Origin of the sequence: Ottowia caeni (assembly GCF_050821495.1) — a bacterium.
Lineage (GTDB): Bacteria > Pseudomonadota > Gammaproteobacteria > Burkholderiales > Burkholderiaceae_C > Ottowia > Ottowia caeni.
Genome location: NZ_CP151080.1, coordinates 1,515,084 through 1,533,063, shown reverse-complemented (window position 1 = coordinate 1,533,063; position 17,980 = coordinate 1,515,084). Strand labels below are relative to the sequence as shown.

General features: G+C 60.5%; 14 protein-coding genes, 2 tRNA genes and 4 pseudogenes. 13 read left to right on the top strand and 7 right to left on the bottom strand.

Translation table 11 applies throughout. The features are described from left to right. Positions 1-178: 178 nt before the first annotated feature. Positions 179-889, bottom strand: a pseudogene (locus AAAK34_RS07495) (restriction endonuclease subunit S); the annotation flags it as partial. Then, entirely contained in the window at positions 879-2,429 is a 1,551-nt protein-coding gene (locus AAAK34_RS07490) for an HsdM family class I SAM-dependent methyltransferase (RefSeq protein WP_231698216.1), read from the bottom strand. The pseudogene AAAK34_RS07495 and the gene AAAK34_RS07490, both read right to left, overlap by 11 nt. A gap of 60 nt (positions 2,430-2,489) precedes the next feature. Between AAAK34_RS07490 and AAAK34_RS07485 the strand changes: the two genes are divergently transcribed. Then, positions 2,490-2,621, top strand: a complete 132-nt coding sequence (locus AAAK34_RS07485; RefSeq protein ID WP_431777904.1) for a hypothetical protein — start codon at positions 2,490-2,492, stop codon at positions 2,619-2,621. Between the two features lie 289 nt (positions 2,622-2,910). Here AAAK34_RS07485 and AAAK34_RS07480 read toward each other — a convergent pair. Both AAAK34_RS07480 and AAAK34_RS07475 read right to left on the bottom strand, forming a co-directional pair. Next, positions 2,911-3,003: transfer RNA gene (locus AAAK34_RS07480), tRNA-Ser, on the bottom strand. A gap of 105 nt (positions 3,004-3,108) precedes the next feature. Further along, positions 3,109-3,588 (bottom strand): hypothetical protein, encoded by a 480-nt coding sequence (locus tag AAAK34_RS07475; protein WP_231698215.1) that lies wholly within the window; start codon positions 3,586-3,588, stop codon positions 3,109-3,111. A 214-nt stretch (positions 3,589-3,802) separates the two neighbouring features. Here AAAK34_RS07475 and AAAK34_RS07470 point away from each other — a divergent pair. After that, a pseudogene (locus AAAK34_RS07470) lies at positions 3,803-4,886 on the top strand (IS630 family transposase). Between the two features lie 153 nt (positions 4,887-5,039). On the opposite strand, the gene AAAK34_RS07465 reads toward AAAK34_RS07470, so the two are convergent. Further along, complete coding sequence (locus tag AAAK34_RS07465; protein ID WP_431777903.1) at positions 5,040-5,981, bottom strand: LysR family transcriptional regulator; 942 nt, start codon at positions 5,979-5,981, stop codon at positions 5,040-5,042. A gap of 71 nt (positions 5,982-6,052) precedes the next feature. Here AAAK34_RS07465 and AAAK34_RS07460 point away from each other — a divergent pair, with 71 nt between their 5' ends. The 6 genes and pseudogenes from AAAK34_RS07460 (at position 6,053) to AAAK34_RS07435 (ending at position 11,963) form a co-directional block, all read left to right on the top strand. Further along, the gene (locus tag AAAK34_RS07460; protein ID WP_431777902.1) at positions 6,053-7,129 is read left to right on the top strand and encodes a ketopantoate reductase family protein; all 1,077 of its coding nucleotides are present in this window, start codon (positions 6,053-6,055) and stop codon (positions 7,127-7,129) included. Beyond that, positions 7,126-7,875 carry an SDR family oxidoreductase gene (locus AAAK34_RS07455; protein WP_231693367.1) on the top strand — a complete coding sequence of 250 codons (750 nt, stop codon included), beginning with the start codon at positions 7,126-7,128 and terminating at the stop codon, positions 7,873-7,875. Before AAAK34_RS07460 ends, AAAK34_RS07455 begins: the two co-directional genes overlap by 4 nt. After that, positions 7,872-8,986 (top strand): annotated as a pseudogene (locus AAAK34_RS07450) (M20 family metallopeptidase). Before AAAK34_RS07455 ends, AAAK34_RS07450 begins: the two are co-directional and overlap by 4 nt. Continuing rightward, positions 8,983-10,031, top strand: a pseudogene (locus AAAK34_RS07445) (NADH:flavin oxidoreductase/NADH oxidase). Before AAAK34_RS07450 ends, AAAK34_RS07445 begins: the two co-directional pseudogenes overlap by 4 nt. A gap of 10 nt (positions 10,032-10,041) precedes the next feature. Continuing rightward, positions 10,042-10,932 carry a polysaccharide deacetylase family protein gene (locus tag AAAK34_RS07440; RefSeq protein WP_231693370.1) on the top strand — a complete coding sequence of 297 codons (891 nt, stop codon included), beginning with the start codon at positions 10,042-10,044 and terminating at the stop codon, positions 10,930-10,932. Positions 10,933-10,949: 17 nt separating this feature from the next. Next, a complete protein-coding gene (locus AAAK34_RS07435) occupies positions 10,950-11,963 on the top strand; it encodes a tripartite tricarboxylate transporter substrate binding protein (protein ID WP_231693371.1) in 1,014 nt (337 codons plus the stop codon). A 251-nt stretch (positions 11,964-12,214) separates the two neighbouring features. On the opposite strand, the gene AAAK34_RS07430 is transcribed toward AAAK34_RS07435, so the two are convergent. Both AAAK34_RS07430 and AAAK34_RS07425 read right to left on the bottom strand, forming a co-directional pair. After that, positions 12,215-12,307 (bottom strand) — tRNA-Ser (locus AAAK34_RS07430). Between the two features lie 106 nt (positions 12,308-12,413). Beyond that, the gene (locus AAAK34_RS07425) at positions 12,414-12,893 is read right to left on the bottom strand and encodes a hypothetical protein (RefSeq protein WP_231693372.1); all 480 of its coding nucleotides are present in this window, start codon (positions 12,891-12,893) and stop codon (positions 12,414-12,416) included. A gap of 373 nt (positions 12,894-13,266) precedes the next feature. Here AAAK34_RS07425 and AAAK34_RS07420 point away from each other — a divergent pair, with 373 nt between their 5' ends. The 5 genes from AAAK34_RS07420 (at position 13,267) to AAAK34_RS07400 (ending at position 17,969) form a co-directional block, all read left to right on the top strand. Beyond that, positions 13,267-14,115 (top strand): dienelactone hydrolase family protein, encoded by an 849-nt coding sequence (locus AAAK34_RS07420; RefSeq protein WP_231693373.1) that lies wholly within the window; start codon positions 13,267-13,269, stop codon positions 14,113-14,115. 259 nt (positions 14,116-14,374) lie between these two features. Then, complete coding sequence (locus AAAK34_RS07415; protein WP_431777901.1) at positions 14,375-15,826, top strand: xylulokinase; 1,452 nt, start codon at positions 14,375-14,377, stop codon at positions 15,824-15,826. 213 nt (positions 15,827-16,039) lie between these two features. Further along, entirely contained in the window at positions 16,040-16,996 is a 957-nt protein-coding gene (locus AAAK34_RS07410) for an ABC transporter permease (RefSeq protein ID WP_231693375.1), read from the top strand. A 26-nt stretch (positions 16,997-17,022) separates the two neighbouring features. Beyond that, positions 17,023-17,685, top strand: a complete 663-nt coding sequence (locus tag AAAK34_RS07405; protein ID WP_431777900.1) for a substrate-binding domain-containing protein — start codon at positions 17,023-17,025, stop codon at positions 17,683-17,685. Continuing rightward, a complete protein-coding gene (locus AAAK34_RS07400) occupies positions 17,682-17,969 on the top strand; it encodes a hypothetical protein (RefSeq protein ID WP_431777899.1) in 288 nt (95 codons plus the stop codon). Before AAAK34_RS07405 ends, AAAK34_RS07400 begins: the two co-directional genes overlap by 4 nt. Positions 17,970-17,980: the final 11 nt, after the last annotated feature.

Genomic DNA, 17,980 nt, shown 5'->3' with positions numbered 1-17,980 from the left:
AACGTATCCCCTGGCTCTGCATACCTTGTGGGCGCGGAGCAGAAGACGCGCTGTGTTGGGAAACGAAAACCAAAATCTGTCCGTCCTTGATAGAACGCCAAACCCTCACCTGATTCGTTGTAGGTGCCGCCTGGTGGGGACTGGCCCATCGTCAAAACGAACGATTCGCCAGCAGTTGAATACTTCCACCCCCTCGGCACCTCCCCCAACTCCGACGCTTCAAACCCATCGGGAAACAGCGCTGCGGTGGCCTCGTCCATGCCTTCGGGCGTGCGACCTTCCATCTTGGCGCGCACGGGGTCGAAGTCGAGGAACCAGGACTTGAACAGGGCCTGGGCGATGGCTTCGAGGGTGGCGTTGGTTTCTCGCAGGAGGGTGATGCGGTCGTCGATGGCGCCCAGAGTTTCAGCAACCGCTTTCTGCTCAAGTACGGGCGGCGTGGGTACCTGCAGCGCCTCAAGAACTGGAATCCGAAGATTGCTGACAGTGGAGCCAGTCCCCTCGTTCCAGCCAATTTGATGCTGAAGGTAGGGTGATTGAAGCGCGTACAACAAGAATCGACCATCGACCTTAGATGGGTCGGGGCGTAGCAATACCTGCCGTTGACCGAGACAACACTTAAGACCAGGGGAATCTGACAAACCTCGCCCATAGGTGCTTCACGGGTAATAACCAAATCCCCAGCTTGTGGCGCAGCACGTCGGATTCGACCTAGGTAGTGAGCCTCGTCGGTGAAACTGGGATTTGACAGGTCCAGCCTTCCGCCTTTGATGTTCTGATTGCGCAGAACAACCACCCCAGAGTCAGTCCAGGCGGGTGTCGCGTGAGGACAATCGACGACAAGTAGGCAAAGAGATTTGAGAGTATGTTGCGAAACCTCAGAACTCATACCCCAGCCCCCCCAGCTTCGCCCGAATCACCGCATCCAGCTCAGCACCCTTGGCCATTTGCTCGCCCAGCTTTTCGGTGAGCTTTTGCATCTTGTCGGCAAAGGCTTCATCGTCGTCTTCAACCTCTTCCGCGCCCACGTAGCGGCCGGGGGTGAGCACATGGCCGTGTTGGGCAATCTCGGCCAGGGGCACGCTGCGGCAAAAGCCCTTCACGTCTTCATATGCACCTGCGCCCGGCTCACCGCGCCACGCGGCCACCACGGCTTCGATGCGGGCAATGGTGACGTCGGTCAGCTCGGCCTGCACGCGGCTGATCATGCGGCCCTGTTTGCGAGCATCAATGAACAGCACTTCGCCTTTGCGTTTTTTCTGCTTGGTCAAAAACCACAGGCAGGCGGGGATCTGGGTGTTGAAGAACAACTGGCCCGGCAAGGCGACCATGACTTCCACCACGTCAGCATCGACCATGGCGGCGCGGATCACGCCTTCGTTGTTCTGGCTGCTGCTCATGCTGCCGTTGGCCAGCACAATGCCTGCGCGGCCGGTGGGCCTCAAGTGGTGCAGCATGTGCTGCAGCCAGGCGTAGTTGGCGTTGCCACGGGGTGGGTCGCCATATTCCCAGCGCGGGTCGCCTTCCAGGCTGCCATGCCACCAGTCGGATATGTTGAACGGCGGGTTGGCCAGAATGTAGTCGGCCCGCAGGTCAGGGTGCTGGTTGCGGGTGAAGGTGTCGGCAGGCTCGCGGCCCAGGTTGTAGTCAATGCCGCGAATGGCCAGGTTCATGGCGGCCAGGCGCCAGGTGGTGGGGTTGCTCTCTTGCCCGTAAATGCTCACGTCGCCCAGCTTGCCGCCATGGGCTTCAATGAATTTCTCGCTCTGCACAAACATGCCGCCTGAGCCGCAGCAAGGGTCGTACACCTTGCCTTCGTGCGGGCTGAGAATGGCCACCAGGGTTTTGACGATGCTGGCGGGGGTGTAGAACTGCCCGCCCTTTTTGCCCTCGGCACTGGCGAACTGGCCCAGAAAGTATTCATACACTTGGCCCAGCACGTCGCGGGCGGTGCTGGCGTTTTCACCAAAACCGATGGTAGAGACCAAGTCCACCAGCTCGCCGAGCTTGCCATCGGGCAACTGGGCCCGGGCGTAACGTTTGTCGAGAATGCCTTTGAGCTTGGGGTTCTCGGTCTCAATCAGGGTCAAGGCATCGTCAATGCGCTTGCCAATGTCGGGCTGCTTGGCGGCGCTGCGCAAAGCTTCCCAGCGGGCGGCCTCGGGCACCCAGAAGACATTGACCTCTTTGTAATAGTCGCGGTCTTCCAGTTCGGCTTCGATGTCGGCGGGGTCGGCATCGCCGTAGTAGTACTCGTCTTCGGGATCTGTCAGGCGCTCGTTAAGCTCGGCGCGGCGGGCGGCAAAGGTGTCAGAGATGTATTTGACGAAGATCAGGCCGAGCACCAGGTGCTTGTATTCGGCGGCGTCCATGTTGGCGCGCAGCTTGTCGGCGGTAGCCCAAAGAGTTTTCTTGATGTCGTCGAGCATGAATGCCTGAGAAATGTGGCTATCCTGCCCCGCGTAGGTACACGGACAGGTTACTGGAAAATGTTTCCGCACATCTTAGCGCCACCGTCACAAATGGATACCAAGGCGCCGAGCCTTGCCGACGACTTGCGCGCAGTCTTTGAGACGAATGCAGCGATCGACGGCATGCGCATTGCCGCGCTGCGTTCGTAGCGGTGTGGGGATGCCCGATCGTTCCGCCGATAGGTGCGGATTCCGATGGCGCTCTACAACCTTCTCGCCATTCAATGAGCAGTGACGACCGCCTGATTCACAGGGAAAATCGAGATTATTGCGGCCCCCTCGTCAGCCAGAGATCGTTTCCCCGCGCCCTACCTTTTTTGCTACGGCTTCGAGCAAATTTCAGGTAAGTGACCATGGAGGCCCAGAAACAAAAAATCCCCTGCGAGAGGGGATTTTTGCGCGGCATCCAGATGTTTTGAGGCATCTTTGGATCGAATTGTGGCGGAGCGAGAGGGATTCGAACCCTCGATGAGGCTCTACACCCCATACTCCCTTAGCAGGGGAGCACCTTCGGCCACTCGGTCATCGCTCCGGAACTGGCAATTATGCCACTATTTTTAGGCTATTCTTAACTTCATCGACATCGAATTTGATTCAGCGTGCGCAACGCCGAATTTTGCACTTTCTGCTTCGTGGATTATCGTGCTGGCTTTTCGTAGCCGGCGGCGATCCAGGCCTGCGCGCTGTCCACGTTCAGTTTAAAGGTGGGGGCGACAGGCACACAGGCCAGTTCGTCGCCGAGTTCGTCCGTCGCGCGCAGCGTCGCGGTAGCGCCCTCTTCGTCCGGCACGATGGCCAAGGCCACACGAATACGCTGGCCGTCCACGGTAACGCTGACGTTCTTGTTTAACTGCGCGTGCAGGTGCTGCTCGGAGCGGCGAATCACCTCCTTGGCGGTCTTGACCAAGGTGTCAAAAGCCGACTTGTCCAGCGGTTTGGGATTCTTCTTGTCGCGGCCCATGGTCCAGGGCCCTACCAAAGCGGGCTCGGCCTCACCGTCCAGATACATGGCCACGGCCCAGCCGTCATCGTCATCGTTCTTGATGACACGGGCGGTCCAGTGTTCGTCGCTCCAGAGGCGCGCTTCTTGAATAGGCTCTTGAGTGTCAAATGTCATGTACCCGAGGGTACAGGCAAATGGGGTGGCTCAGTCGGGCGTGATGCCGCCGTCCCGCCTGTCGTTTGACCTTTGCCGCACAGCCTCTGCATCCGGGTCCGAGTAACCCCGGTGGTTGGCTTGGTCGCGCGCCTAATTGCCAGTGTCCCGTTTCATATGAAACTTTACATTATTTGTGTACTCCAAGAGCTATCCTTGGTAGTGGAGCACAACGATGGGACGTCCTGCAAAACCACTGGTAGTTGCGCCGAGCGAACGCGTGCAGCTTGAGTCGATGCGCACGCTCGCAAAGCCTGCCTGCGGCGTTAGCTCGCCGCGCCCAGATGATTCTTTGCATGGCTGACGGGGAGACCAACAGCTCCGTAGCGCAGCGCTTTGGCTACAGTCGCCCAACTGTGACGCTGTGGCGCACTCGCTACCGGGAGCGAGGCATTGCGGGGCTGCACAACGAACTCAAGCCGGGGCGTCCCCGCCAGGCAACGGACGAGCAGATTGCGCTGATGATCAACAAGGCGCTTGGCAGCCAGCCCAAGGGCCGCACTCATTGGTCGCGGCGTTCATTGGCCGATGAGACGGGTCTGTCGACGACGACCGTGCACCGCTATATGACGTTGTTTGGCTTGCAGCCGCACCGCAGCAAGAGCTTCAAGCTCTCCAACGATCCCTTCTTCATCGAAAAGGTGCGCGACATCGTCGGGCTGTATCTCAACCCGCCCGAGCACGCATTGGTGCTGTGCGTGGACGAGAAAAGCCAAGTGCAGGCTCTGCAGCGCACGCAGCCCATGCTGCCGATGGGTCTGGGGTATGTCGAGGGAGTTACGCACGACTACGTGCGCCACGGCACCACAACGCTGTTTGCCGCGCTCGATATCGCCAATGGCACTGTGATCACGCAATGCAAACCCAAGCACCGGCACCAGGAATTTCTCGCTTTCTTGCGCCATGTCGAGGCACAGGTGCCCAGCACGCTGGACGTGCACCTCATTTGCGACAACTACGCCACCCACAAACATCCTCGGGTTCGCGCATGGCTGGCACGCCGGCCCCGCTTTCATCTGCACTTCACACCGACCTACAGTTCATGGCTCAACCAGGTCGAGCGCTGGTTCGCCTTGATCACCAATCAGGCCATCCGGCGTGGCTCATTCGATTCGGTGCCTGACCTCAAGCGCAAGATCAACGCCTTCGTCGAGCACTACAACCAACACCCGCGCCCCTTCCGCTGGACCGCAACCGCCGACTCCATCTTCGAAAAATTGGCGCGACTTTGTAAAGTTATTAATGAAACTCCACACTAGGCTTTATCTCCTCGGAGGGAGAGCAATTGGAACCCCCGAGGAGGCCTTACACGGCACCAGACCAAGTTCTTTAGCGCCAAGATCGCATCGCCCGCTGTCTTGAGTTTGCCCTTGTTCGGAGTAATAGTGTTCCCCGCACAAGCAGCCATGCATTCAAACCTGTCGCTCAGACATCCCTCGCAAGCCAGCCATGCCGACGACCTCCACGGTCAATTGGCGAAACCATTGATGTGACACGTCGTCTTGGGCGTTGTTGTGGTACAGGATAGACACGTCAAGAGCAGGCAGCTCCAACGGGCTGGCATGTACCTGTAAGGGCATCTGTTTGGCAAACGACGTCGCCAGACTGGCCGGCAGCAATGCGATGTAGTCGGTTTCCACCAGAAGCGAAGGTACCGCCAGATAACTGGGAACCGTGAGCGGCAGGCGGCGGTGAATCCCGCGCTCCAGCAAGGAGCGCTCCAGAGTGGCGCTGTACGAACCCTGCGCCACAGAAGCAATCCCAACGTGCGGATAGCGCACAAAAGCATCCAGATCAAAGCTTCGGGCCGCAGGATGACTTTGACGCATCACGCACACCACGGATTCAACGAATAAACGCCGCACACGCAGCTCTTCCGGGGCTTCATGGTAGTAGCCGATGGCGAAATCCGCCTCCCTCTTCACGACGGTTTGGAGACGACGGTAAGGATTGGGCGGTATGACGCGCAGTGTGGCACCGGGCGCGCGGCGCGCCAACTCGCCAGCCAACGGCGCCAGCATCTGGTGAAGGATGTAGTCCGACGCCAGGAGGGTGTAGCCACGGTTCGTGCGCGCCGGATCGAACACCAACTCGCCCTCGGCCAGGCGCTCCCACATCTCCAGCGTCCCAGCAGTCTGAGCGTGCACCGCCTGCGCCTTAGGCGTCGGCACCATGCGCCCGCCCGTGCGAACAAATACCGGATCGTTCAAGACGGCACGCAGACGCTTGAGCGCTGCGCTCACCCCTGGCTGGCTCACGCCCATCGCCTGGGCAACCTTGGTCGCGTTGCCGTATTTGATCAGCAGATGAAGATAAATCAACAGGTTGAGATCGGGCAGCGCCATGTCAAACATTACTCCCAGTTATGGGAACTATTATTCCCCATGGCTGGTATTGCCAGCGAGCGACTTCTAGACTCGTTCGCATGGACAGAGATTCAAACAAGACACCTGCGGCGAGCAAATGGCGGCCTAGAAGCCCTGTGCTGGTCTGGGGCGGTGGTGCCATTGGCGGTTGCGTGGCCGCTTTTCTGGCGCGCGCCGGCATACCCGTCAAAATGGTCGATGTGGTGGCCGAACACGTGCATGCCAGCCGGACCTCGGGCCTTCGCATTGATGGGCCTGTTGCGCAGTTCGTTCAGGTCGTTCCCGCGTCCACGCCCGCCGACCTGGAGGGCATTTACGACTGCATTTTGTTGGCCGTGAAAGCGCAGCACACTGAAGCTGCAGTGGCGCAGTTGACCCCGCACCTGAGCCCCGATGGCGTGGTCGTATCCCTTCAGAACGGACTGAACGAAGAATGCATCGCAGCGGGGGTGGGCGCACACCGCACGATATCCGGCTTCGTGAACTTTGCCGCAGACTATCTTGAGCCGGGGCACATCAGCTACGGTAATCGCGGTGCCATCAAACTTGGCGAATACACCCTCGGGCGCACGCAGCGCGTGGAGAACTTGGCCGCCTTGCTGCGCGCCTTTGATCCGGATACGTCAGCCGAAGCGGATGTCGCACGCTACAAATGGGGCAAGCTTGCCTACGGCAGCCTGCTTTTTGCGACCGCGCTGGCCAATGAAACTATGAGCGAAACGCTCTCCGACGCGCAACATCAGCCCTTGTTCACGGCGCTGGCGCGCGAGGTGATCGGCGTTGCCACGCTGGCAGGTGTAAGCCCCATCGGATTCGATGGGTTCGAACCCCGAGCGTTTGCTGCCGACGCCCCTGCAAGCGAATCAGAACGCTCGCTGTCGTTGATGGCCGATCACTATCGGCATTCGACCAAACAGCGCAGCGGCGTCTGGCGGGACTTGGCCGTGCGCAAGCGCAAGACCGAGATCGACGTCCAGATAGGGGAAATTGTCCGCGTGGCGCAGGCCCGTGGTGCCGAGGCGCCCATCACCGAGGTGCTGATTCGCCTGATCCATGACATCGAGGACGGCCATCGCCCCATTGATCGCGCCAACCTTGTCGAGTTCGCCCAAATCGTGAGGGAGCTGAACGCATGAACGATCTTCCATTCGCAGGCAAACTGGTCGCTGTGACAGGTGCTTGCGGCGCCTACGGAAAGGAAATTGCCACAGCCTTCTACCGACAAGGTGCGAAGTTGCTGCTGAGCGACATTGCCCCGGAGCTTGCACCTTCGGACGAACTGCCGGCAGGCAGCTTTATGTACCTTCCTGCCGATCTCACCCAAAGCGCGGAAGCTCAAGCACTGGCCGAAAGTCTGCTGTCGCAGGGCACGCCTGACGTGCTGATCAACAACGCGGGGCTGTTCCCGTTCCTTGATGTGCTGGACATGTCACTCGATGCCTTCGATCGCATTTTGAGTGTCAACCTGCGCGCGCCATTCCACTTGATGCAGCGCCTGGGCACAGCCATGGCCGTGCGGGGCTCGGGCGCCATCTGCAACATCTCCTCTGGCGCCGCCAGTGTGGTGCGCGAGAACGGCGCGGTCTACGGAGCATCCAAGGCAGGCCTCGAGCAACTCACGCGGGCCTTCGCCGTTCGCCTGGGTCCTCAAGGTGTGCGCGTCAACGCAGTACGTCCCGGCTTGCGCGGCGACACCCGGGACCCTATTCCAGAATCGCACCTGCAACGCGTTGGCTCCGGTGTGCCCTTGCGGCGCCTCGCCCGCCCGGGCGAGATCGGCAACGTCATCACCTTCCTGAGCTCGGACGCTGCCGCCTTCATTTCCGGCGAAACCATCGCCGTTGATGGAGGTAACGCCATCAACCGACGCGTGCCTGCATGAGTGCCCCGGCCCTGCTCCACCAGATCCAGCGCTGGATCGAGATTGAAACGCCCTCGCACGATGCGGCCGCTGTAGCGACATTGGCCAGATTGGTGCAGGCGGACGCCCTGGCGGCTGGTCTCTCGGCACAACTTCAGACCCTGGGCGATGAAGTCGGTCCGCTGCTGACCGTGAGCAACCGGGCATCTGGGGACGTGCGCCCTGGCATCCTGGTGCTGGCTCACCTGGACACAGTCCATCCGGTGGGGTCGCTGGCGCGCAACCCCCTGCGCATTGAAGGCGATCGCGTCTTCGGCCCCGGCGGCTTTGACATGAAGGCCGGCGCCTGCGTGGCATTGACGGCGCTCAAAAACGTCTCGGAACAGCAAGCCCACCGCCTGCCCATCGACATGCTGTTCGTACCGGATGAGGAAATCGGCAGCGCCAAGTCGAGGTCCTTGATCGAGAACGCCGCACGCAACGCCCGCTACGCCCTGGTGGGTGAGCCCGCAAGAGCGGGGGTCACTGCGTGACCGCGCGCAAGGGCATCGGCGCGCTTCGCCTGCAAGCCCACGGATGTGCGGCGCATGCAGGTCTGCAGCACCATCTCGGCCGCAATGCCATTCGCGAGCTTGCCCACCAGGTGCTGGCCCTGGAGGCGATGACCGACTACGAGCAAGGCGTGACGCTGAACGTCGGTCGCGTGGAAGGTGGAACGGGCACCAATGTGGTCCCCGATCACGCCGCGCTGGCAGCCGAGTTCCGTGTGCCCACACAAGCGCTCGCAGAGTCCGTGCATGCACGCCTGATGGCGCTTGAGCCCTGCACGCCATATGTGCGACTGCAGATCGACGCATGGCTCAAGCGCCCTCCTTATGAAAAAACCGCCGCCAGCAACGATCTCCTGGCGCAGGCGCAACTTCACGCCGCAAAGGCAGGTTTCGAGCTGCAGGAAGCCCCCATGACCGGTGGCGCCAGCGATGGTAATTTCACCGCTGCCATGGGCGTTCCCACCCTGGACGGTCTTGGCGTCGCTGGCGACGGCGCCCATACCGCACACGAACATTTCCTCGTGTCCAGCCTCGGGCCGCGCCTGGCGTTCTGGACCTCTCTCCTGGAGCATTTGTCATGAGCATCCTTCTCTCTCCCTTGTCCGTCAACGGCCTCACCCTGTCCAACCGCTTGGCGCTCTCACCGATGTGCCAGTACAAGGCGGTTGACGGGCTGGCGGGTGCCTGGCATCAAGCCCACTATGGCGCCCGTGCGATAGGTGGCGTTGGGCTGGTGATGCTTGAATCCACAGCCATCAGCGCCGAGGGCCGCATCACACACGGCTGTCTGGGCTTGTGGAACGACGCGCAGCAACAGGCGCTTGGCGCACTGGTGGCCAACGGTCACAATCTGGGCACAACCATGGGCATTCAGCTCAACCACGCTGGCCGCAAAGGCAGCGCTCATGTACCTTGGCAGGGAGGCAAGGCGCTCGGTGCGAACGACGGTGCCTGGCCTGTGCTCGCGCCCAGTGCGCTGGCGCAGGATGGGGGCATGTCCTCCCCGAGTGCGATGACGCGCGATGACATCGAACGCACCGTGGCCGCTTATGCAGCATCTGCCCAGCGCGCGGTGCGAGCGGGTTTCGACGTGGTCGAGCTGCACCTGGCCCATGGGTATCTGCTGCACCAGTTCCTCTCTCCCTCTCCAACCAGCGCGACGACGAGTTCGGCGGAGACTTTGAAGGGCGCACACGCTTTGCACTGCAAGCGCTTCAAGCGGTTCGCGCCGTGCTGCCAGAAGCCATGCCCTTGCTCGTGCGCCTGTCGTGTACCGATGGCGTGCCCGGCGGCTGGACGGTAGATGAATCGGTCAAGCTGGCGCGCTTGTTGAGGGCGGCTGGTGTCGATCTGATCGACTGCACAAGCGGCGGCATTGCGCCGCCTCAGCCAAGACCTGCTGGCACCGCCTTCAACGCCGATGCCGCTCAGCGTGTTCGTGCAGAAGGGGACATCGCCACCGGCACAGTAGGCGGCATTACCGATGCGGCCCAGGCCGAGCAGATTTTGGCAACGGGCCAAGCCGACCTCCTGTTCCTTGGCCGCGCACTGCTCTCCGACCCGTTCTGGGCACTGAGGGGCCGACGCGAGCTCGTGCCCTCACCCTACCTGCGCGCCCAATTCTGAAAGTCACATCATGCGAATGCACGATCACCCCACCGTCCATTACCCTGACTATGTCTGGCCGGAAGGCAAGCGCTGTGCGGTGGTGATTTCCCTCGATCTCGACGCGGAGTCGCCCTTCCTGTGGATCAGCCGCGGACAGGACATCAACCACCTCGGCGAAATCGAACAGCGCCGCTACGGCCCACGCCAGGGTCTGAAGCGGATCACGGATCTGCTGGCCGAATATGGCATTCAGGGCAGCTTCTACGTGCCTGGTGTGGTGGCGGAGACCTACCCCGAACTGCTCCCCCATCTGGTGGCCGCCGGGCACGAGATCGCCCACCACGGCTACTACCATGAGCGCATCGAAGCCATTGCCCCTGCACAGGCCGAAGACTACCTCGGCCAGGCACAGGATCTGTTCCGTGCGCAAACAGGACTCACGGGGCTCGGCCACCGCGCGCCTTCGTGGGAAATGACCCCCGACTTCCTGAGCGCCATGGAGCGCCGCGGCATTTCGTACGACAGTTCCCTGATGGGTTTTGACCACCCTTATCACGTGGGCAATCTCGTGCAGGTTCCCGTGCAGTGGATGGTCGACGACGCTCTGTACTTCCGCTACACCAATAGCACGCGCGACAAGACCCATCCCGCCAATCCTGGGGCCGTGCTGGAAAGCTGGATCGAAGAGTTCGAGGGCATGCGCGAGTACGGTGGCCTGTTCATGCTGACCATCCACGACTGGATCTCTGGCCGCCCACAACGCCTGCGCATGCTGCGCAAGCTCATCGAGCATATGCGGCGCGACCCGACGGTCTGGTGGGCCCGCGCCGACGAAGTGGCCGCCTGGCACGCGTCATCCATCAATAGCGAACGCTATCGGGTACCCGCTCATTCCATCAACACCCACTTTCCCACCTGACTTTTAAAGCATCGAAGATGAAACCGCAAACCACCGCTCTTTCCCGCCGCACCCTGGTCAAGGCTGCTGCTGTGGCGCCACTTGCCCCACTGGGCGTCCTGTCGTCCTTGTCGGCCCATGCCGCCACTCCATGGCCGGCCCAGCCGGTACGCGTGATCGTGCCTTTCCCTGCAGGCGGCAACACCGACCTGGTCGGGCGCATTGTCGCCAGGTCGATGGCTGAGGACCTGGGCCAGCCGGTCGTGATCGACAACCGGGCCGGCGCCGGAGGCAACATTGGTGTTGAAGCCGCTGTACGCGCGCCAACCGATGGCTATACCCTGGCCTACAGCACGCTTTCCACTTATGCGCTGAACGTTGGCTTGTATTCCAAGCTGCCCTATAACCCTCTGAAGGATCTGGCACCTGTGGCGCTGACCGTGGAAGTACCACTGGTGCTCGTGGTGCCCGCCAGCTCCGGCATTCGGACATTGCCCGAACTGCTTCAACGCCTCAAATCCCGCCCAGGTCATTTCAACTACGCATCTGCCGGCAACGGCACGTCAAGCCACATTGCCTGTCACTTGTTCAGCCAAATGGCCGGCGTGGATGTGCAGCACATCCCCTACCGGGGAACAGGTCCCGCCATGACGGACCTGATGGGCGGCATAGTGGCCTTTGCCATGGACGCGCCTTCAGTCGTCAACCCTCTGGTCAAATCGGGCCGACTGAATGCTATTGCGGTGGCGGTGCCCAAGCGCATGAAGGGCCTACCCGACGTGCCGACCTTCGACGAAGCAGGACTCAAGGGCTTTCGCGCCTATTCCTGGAATGCCTTCTGGGCACCTGCGGGCACTCCGGATGCCGTGCTCGACCGACTCAACGCTTCGGTCAATAAGGCCATGGCAGACTCCGCTAATGCCCGTCAGATTGAGGAATCAGGCGTGGTTGCCTACCCTGCCATGAACCGTGCGCAAGTCGCGGCCTTCATGAAGAAGGAATACGACACCTGGGTTCCTTTGGTGCGAAGCATGAAAGTTCAACTGGATTAAGGGTCTTCCGATAACAGACGCCCTCATTGCGAGGCCATCAACCGAACCGCCCCTTGGGCGGTTTGGCGTTTCTGGGCAAGTCCATGGGGATCATGCCTTGAAGCGGCACTTCTAGCCTCAGGTTAGGGCGCGCGGTTTTGGCGTTCACCCAATCCTCGTTTCGATGGCCTTTTCTTCTCTGCACCCGTGCCAGGCAAGGAAATAAGCACCCAAGAAAAAGCCTAAGTGATTGAATCTATTAGGCTTTATCTTGGCGGAGTGAGAGGGATTCGAACCCTCGATGAGGCTCTACACCCCATACTCCCTTAGCAGGGGAGCACCTTCGGCGACTCGGTCATCGCTCCGGAACTGCCAATTAAGCCACTATTTTTAGGCTATTCTTAACTTCATCGACATCGAATTTGATTCAGCGTGCGCAACGCCTAATTTTTGCACTTTCTGCTTCGTGGATTATCGTGGAGGCTTTTCGTAGCCGGCGGCGATCCAGGCCTGCGCGCTGTCCACGTTCAGTTTAAAGGTGGGGGCGACAGGCACGCAGGCCAGTTCGTCGCCGAGTTCGTCCGTCGCGCGCAGCGTCGCGGTAGCGCCCTCCTCGTCCGGCACGATGGCCAAGGCCACACGAATACGCTGGCCGTCCACGGTAACGCTGACGTTCTTGTTTAACTGCGCGTGCAGGTGCTGCTCGGAGCGGCGAATCACCTCCTTGGCGGTCTTGACCAAGGTGTCGAAAGCCGACTTGTCCAGCGGTTTGGGATTCTTCTTGTCGCGGCCCATGGTCCAGGGCCCTACCAAAGCGGGCTCGGCTTCACCGTCCAGGTACATGGCCACGGCCCAGCCGTCATCGTCATCGTTCTTGATGACACGGGCGGTCCAGTGTTCGTCGCTCCAGAGGCGCGCTTCTTGAATAGGCTCTTGGGTATCAGATGTCATCTACCCAAGGGTACAGGCAAATGGGGGCTCAGTCGGGCGTGATGCCGCCGTCCCGACTGTCGTTTGACCTTTGCCGCACAGCCTCTGCATCCGGGTCCGAGTAACCCCGGTGGTTGGCTTGGTCGCGCGCCTAATTGCTAGGGATGCCCTGCATAACCCTCGCGAGTCGGTGGTAGTGCGGATCGGGATGAGGCGCAAGGCGTCTTTTTGCAGCCAATAGCCCAGCTATTGGCAAGAAAAGCAACGCAGCGGATCGCCCGAGGCCGTGCTGCCACAGACCGCAGGGAGTTATGCAGGGCATCCCTAGGACTTGTAAAACGCGGTCACGCTATCAATAATGTTTGAATATCAACAAAAACAGGTGAGACTCCCTATGCGGCTGCATTCAACATATGGCCATGCCGCTGCGTTGGCAGCCCTTTGGCTCGCCGCCGCCCTGGTGCCCGCTTACGCGCAGGATCTGCGCGCGCAACTGGGGGCTTCTATCGACCTGAAGCCGGTGACCTTCGCGGCAGAAGCGAAGGACTCCATTGGCATTTTCACGAACGTAGCCAACACCGTATTCAAACCGGCCGGCGAGGGGCCTTTTCCCGCCGTGGTGTTGATGCACACCTGTGGCGGGCTGAAAGGCCCGCCCAATGTCCACATGAAGCAGCACGCGCAGTCGCTGCTGGCTGCCGGTCATGTGGTGCTGGTGGTGGACAGCTTCGGCCCACGCGGCTTTGACGACTGCCGTGCACGCACGCCCGTCTCATCCACCGGTGTCGCCGACGCGTATGCGGCGCTGGCCTTCTTGGCATCGAAGCCTTTTGTGGACAAGGCGCGCATCTACCAGGTGGGCTACAGCTGGGGTGCCTTCATGTCGGCGCTGCTGGCCTCCCCGCAGAGCGCGCAGCTCGTGGGCTCCGAGCAGCGCTTTGCCGCCACGGTGGCCAACTACGGCAGTTGCGCATTCAAAAACTACGCGCTGGTGCTGAAGGACATAGATCGCCCGCTGCTACTGCTGATGGCGGGGCGCGACACTGAGGTACCACCCACACCCTGCTTCCCGCTGCTGGACGAGCTGAAAACTGCGGGCAAACAGGTGCAATGGCATGTGTTCCCGGAAGCTACGCACGGCTGGGACAAGCCCGGGCTCGCATCGCTCGGCTACACCTACGACTCGCAGATCACTCAGGACGCCACGGCACGCATGCTGGCCTTCTTGGGAGAGGTGCGCTGAGCGCATACCCTCTGCGCTTCTTCAACGCCGTATGAGCGAAGACCTGTTGTTGCAGCAGCAATGAGGCTGCAGTCGCGAAAGTGTTCGCGAGCATTGGTTCGGCGTCTGTATCCCGAATGCTCATACCATCAACGAAAATACACGACCGAGTGAGTTTCCCTGCCCCAAACTGTTTCGACGCGACCAGCCTCATGATGTTGAGATTTCCCTGCCACTGCCCCGAACGTCGATATCTGCTTAAAACGGGGTCTGAAAAACCATGAGCATGAAGGTGGTCCTGGCTTGCGATCTGGGCGGCACCAGTTTTCGCGCGGCGCTCGTCGATACGCAAGGCAACACACAAGCTGAAACCGTCATTGCGGGCTTCATCCCGGTCGACCCTCAGGGGCGTTCCGAGTGTGATGCCGAAATCTGGTGGACCAACCTGGTGGAGGCCGCTGACCGGCTCGCCCGTGCAGAGCCCGAGCTTTTTGACCGCATTGAGGGCATTGCCATTTGCGGGTTCACACGGACCCAGGTGTTGCTCAGCTCGGCGGGTCAAGCCATCCGACCCGCCATTACCTGGAAAGATACACGCGCGGGCGCTGTGGCCACCCGCCTTAAGGCGCAACTGGCTCATCACCCCGAAGCCGAACACATCAACGCGTTTCACCCACTCGCCCGCTTGGCATGGATGGCTGAAGAAGAGCCGAATCATTTCGAGGCGCTCGATTGCGTCCTGGAGCCCAAAGACTGGCTCAACTTCCGCTTAACGGGGCAGCGCGCAAGCGATCCGGTCTCTATGGCTCGACTGAGCGCCTGCACTGAGTCTTCCGGTAATCCGAGCCCCTTCCAGGTAGTCGGGCTGAAGCCAACGGCCATCCCCAACATCATTGACCCTTGCGCCCAGGTCGCCAAGGTTCAACCGGGCCTGCCCGGCACCCTTAGTCGCTTGCAAGGCGTACCTGTGTTTTGCGCCTCCAATGACACTTGGGCCGCCGTGACAGGTCTGGGTGCCATGCGAGCCGGTTATGCGTACAACATCTCAGGCACGACCGAAGTGCTCGGCGTGGTCGGCCCCACGGCCTCCACTGCAGAAGGACTCATGAGCGTCGATTGGTGTGGGCTTTGGCAACTTGGCGGGCCCAGCCAGAACGGCGCCGACACTGCCGCCTGGCTGATGAGTGTGCTGGGCGGTGCGGAACGCGGCTTTGAGAGCGCGGCCCAAGGAATTGACCACTTGCTGGCCCTACCCCGCCATCCTCAACCGATCTTGTTCCTGCCCTATCTGCAAGGGGAGCGGGTGCCCTACTGGAACCCGGATCTGCGCGGCGCCTTCATCGGGCTGGAGCGACAACACACCGCTACGGATCTGGCCTATGCAGTTCTGGAGGGCGTAGCCTTTCTCAATCGGATCGTTCTGGAGCGGGCAGAAGCTTCTCTAGGGCAGCCTGTCAGTGAAATCCGGTTCGGCGGGGGAGCTTCGAGCAACCCCGTCTGGGCTCAGATCAAAGCCGACATCTGCAACCGCCCGGTTGTGGTGGGCCATGCAAAAGAATCAGGCCTGCTGGGCGCAGCCATCATTGCCTGGACGGGGACAGGACAGTCCCCTTCCCTGGCTGCGGCGCAAGACCAACTCGCAGCGGTTGCCACCCGGTATGAGCCGCACTCCGTGCGCAGGGGGTTTACGACGCGCTATTTCAATTGTTTAGGCGCAGTGAGGCGGCGTTAACACCCATCTCAACTGGTTTGGTTGAATTGACGCCTCAAACCGGCACCCTGCCTGGGAGCTAGAGTGTGTTTTGAAAGTGAAAACGGCCCTATCTGCACCAGTTATCATTGATCGGTCTGCGGGCATCAAATAGATCAAGAGCGAGCTGAGTTGCGCTCCTCATGGGATCGCCATTCAGGTGCGTCTTTCCACCTTCGCAAGAATATTTAAAGCATGGGAAAACTCCAACGGCAAGAGTTGATTGGCCGCTATGGCACGGCTATGGCCGGCCTTTTACTGATCCTCTTTTTTGCCATCTTTGCCCCCAATTTTGCGAGCAGCAGCAACCTCATCAATATTCTGAAAGACACCAGCACCCTGGCCATTCTTTCGATGGGATTTGCGCTGGCACTCACGATTGCCGAACTTGACCTGTCCATCGCTGAAGTCGCCAGCCTGGCTGCCGTGGTTTGTGGCTTGCTGGTCCAACAAGAATACCACCCGGCCATGGCCGCATTGGCCGCGATCGGTGTGGGTGTCGCGCTGGGCGGTTTCAACGGTTTTGGAGTCACCCGACTGCGTGTACCCTCGCTCATCATGACCCTGGGCACTGCAGCCATTGCCAAAGGTCTGAGCTTCATGATCACCGGAGGCGTGGCCTTTGTCGGCAGTTGGCCTGAAGCGTTTACCGGCCTGGCCCGCGGTAATACGGGCGGTATTCCACATCTGATTCTTTGGCTATTCGCGTTCACAGCCTGCGCATGGGGCCTGGTGAAATGGACGCGTACGGGCGCTCACATGGTTGCCACAGGGGAGGCCGAAGAGGCGGCGCGCCTGTCCGGCATTCTCACCGCCCGCATGAAGCGTGTCGGTCTATTGCTGTCGGGTGCACTGGCTGGTGTCACCGCTATGCTCCTGGCCTCGAACCTGTCTTCCGCCGCTCCCGGTATGGCCGGAGATTATTTTCTGTATGCCATCGCCGCCGTGCTGCTGGGCATGACCATGTTTGAGCCAGGCAAGCCCAATATCATAGGCACCGTGTTTGCGGCGCTGGTGCTGAAGGTGCTGGGCAATGGTCTGGTTCTGCTGGGCGCGCCCTACTACATTCAGGACATCATGCTGGGCGCCATCATCATTGGCTCGGTCGCCTTCTCAGCCAGTGTGCTTAAAAAAGCAGCCTTCAAGGTCTAGCAAATAATTACCCAAGGAGTGATGAGATGAAAAGTTTGAAAAAAGTGCTTCTGGCGCTTGCCGCCACCGTTGCGTTCATTCCGGCAGCGCAAGCTTTTGAAGTCGGTATCGTTGGCTTCCAGTTTGCTTCGGAAACCCATGCCCGTGCAGCCAATGCTGCCGCCCAGGCCGCTAAGGCTAAGGGCTGGGGTGTGACACTGCTCAATTCCGAAGGCGCTTTGCCCAAGCACGCTGAACAATTTGATGCTTTGATCTCCAAAAAAGTCGACGCCATCATCGTAGCCATGGGCAAACCTGTGGAAGCCGATGCCCAGTTCAAAGCCGCCAAAACCGCAGGCATTCCGGTGATCACCATCATGTCGGGCACCAGCCCCTACACGCTGTTTGACATTCAGACCAACGAATACAAGATCGGCGCCGATGCCGCGCTGTACCTCATGGGCCTGATGAACTACAGAGGCGACATCCTGACCGCCCGCTTCGACCTCAACCTGGCCACCCGCATTCGCGGCAAGATCCTGGACGATGTGCTCTCCGAAAACAAGGCCGTGAAAGAGATTGGCAAGTTCTCGATGTCGCGCACACAAAGCTGGCGCGACGATGTGCGCAACGGCATGCAAGCCCTGCTGCTGAAAAACCAAGGCAAGGTGCAGGGCATCTGGGCTTCTTTGACGGCCAAGCCTACGTGATCGACGATCTGCTGAAAGCGCAAGGCGTCAAGAAGGGCGCTATTCCCCTGGTGTCGGTAGACGGTGGTCCAGAGACCTATCGCCGTATTGCAGACCCCGCCTCGTCCCTGCTGGCCACGGTGTCTGTGCCTTTCGAGCAAATGGGCCAGAAAGCCGTGGAAGCCATTGACACCATCGTCGTGAAGAAGCAGCCCCAGACGACCATCACCTCTGGACCGTACCTGTTCCTGGATGCAGTGCTGGTCGACAAGAGCAACGTGCAACAGTTTCTGACCAAGAAGTAATCACCTGAGAA

What these genes read in the sequence shown, in the direction of transcription:
- AAAK34_RS07425 (WP_231693372.1), bottom strand. Translation starts at nt 12,893, where the DNA reads ATGACATCTGATACCCAAGAGCCTATTCAAGAAGCGCGCCTCTGGAGC.
- AAAK34_RS07490 (WP_231698216.1), bottom strand. Translation starts at nt 2,429, where the DNA reads ATGCTCGACGACATCAAGAAAACTCTTTGGGCTACCGCCGACAAGCTG.
- AAAK34_RS07465 (WP_431777903.1), bottom strand. Translation starts at nt 5,981, where the DNA reads ATGTTTGACATGGCGCTGCCCGATCTCAACCTGTTGATTTATCTTCAT.
- AAAK34_RS07405 (WP_431777900.1), top strand. Translation starts at nt 17,023, where the DNA reads ATGAAAAGTTTGAAAAAAGTGCTTCTGGCGCTTGCCGCCACCGTTGCG.
- AAAK34_RS07415 (WP_431777901.1), top strand. Translation starts at nt 14,375, where the DNA reads ATGAGCATGAAGGTGGTCCTGGCTTGCGATCTGGGCGGCACCAGTTTT.
- AAAK34_RS07410 (WP_231693375.1), top strand. Translation starts at nt 16,040, where the DNA reads ATGGGAAAACTCCAACGGCAAGAGTTGATTGGCCGCTATGGCACGGCT.
- AAAK34_RS07475 (WP_231698215.1), bottom strand. Translation starts at nt 3,588, where the DNA reads ATGACATTTGACACTCAAGAGCCTATTCAAGAAGCGCGCCTCTGGAGC.
- AAAK34_RS07485 (WP_431777904.1), top strand. Translation starts at nt 2,490, where the DNA reads ATGTTTCCGCACATCTTAGCGCCACCGTCACAAATGGATACCAAGGCG.
- AAAK34_RS07460 (WP_431777902.1), top strand. Translation starts at nt 6,053, where the DNA reads ATGGACAGAGATTCAAACAAGACACCTGCGGCGAGCAAATGGCGGCCT.
- AAAK34_RS07420 (WP_231693373.1), top strand. Translation starts at nt 13,267, where the DNA reads ATGCGGCTGCATTCAACATATGGCCATGCCGCTGCGTTGGCAGCCCTT.
- AAAK34_RS07440 (WP_231693370.1), top strand. Translation starts at nt 10,042, where the DNA reads ATGCGAATGCACGATCACCCCACCGTCCATTACCCTGACTATGTCTGG.
- AAAK34_RS07455 (WP_231693367.1), top strand. Translation starts at nt 7,126, where the DNA reads ATGAACGATCTTCCATTCGCAGGCAAACTGGTCGCTGTGACAGGTGCT.
- AAAK34_RS07435 (WP_231693371.1), top strand. Translation starts at nt 10,950, where the DNA reads ATGAAACCGCAAACCACCGCTCTTTCCCGCCGCACCCTGGTCAAGGCT.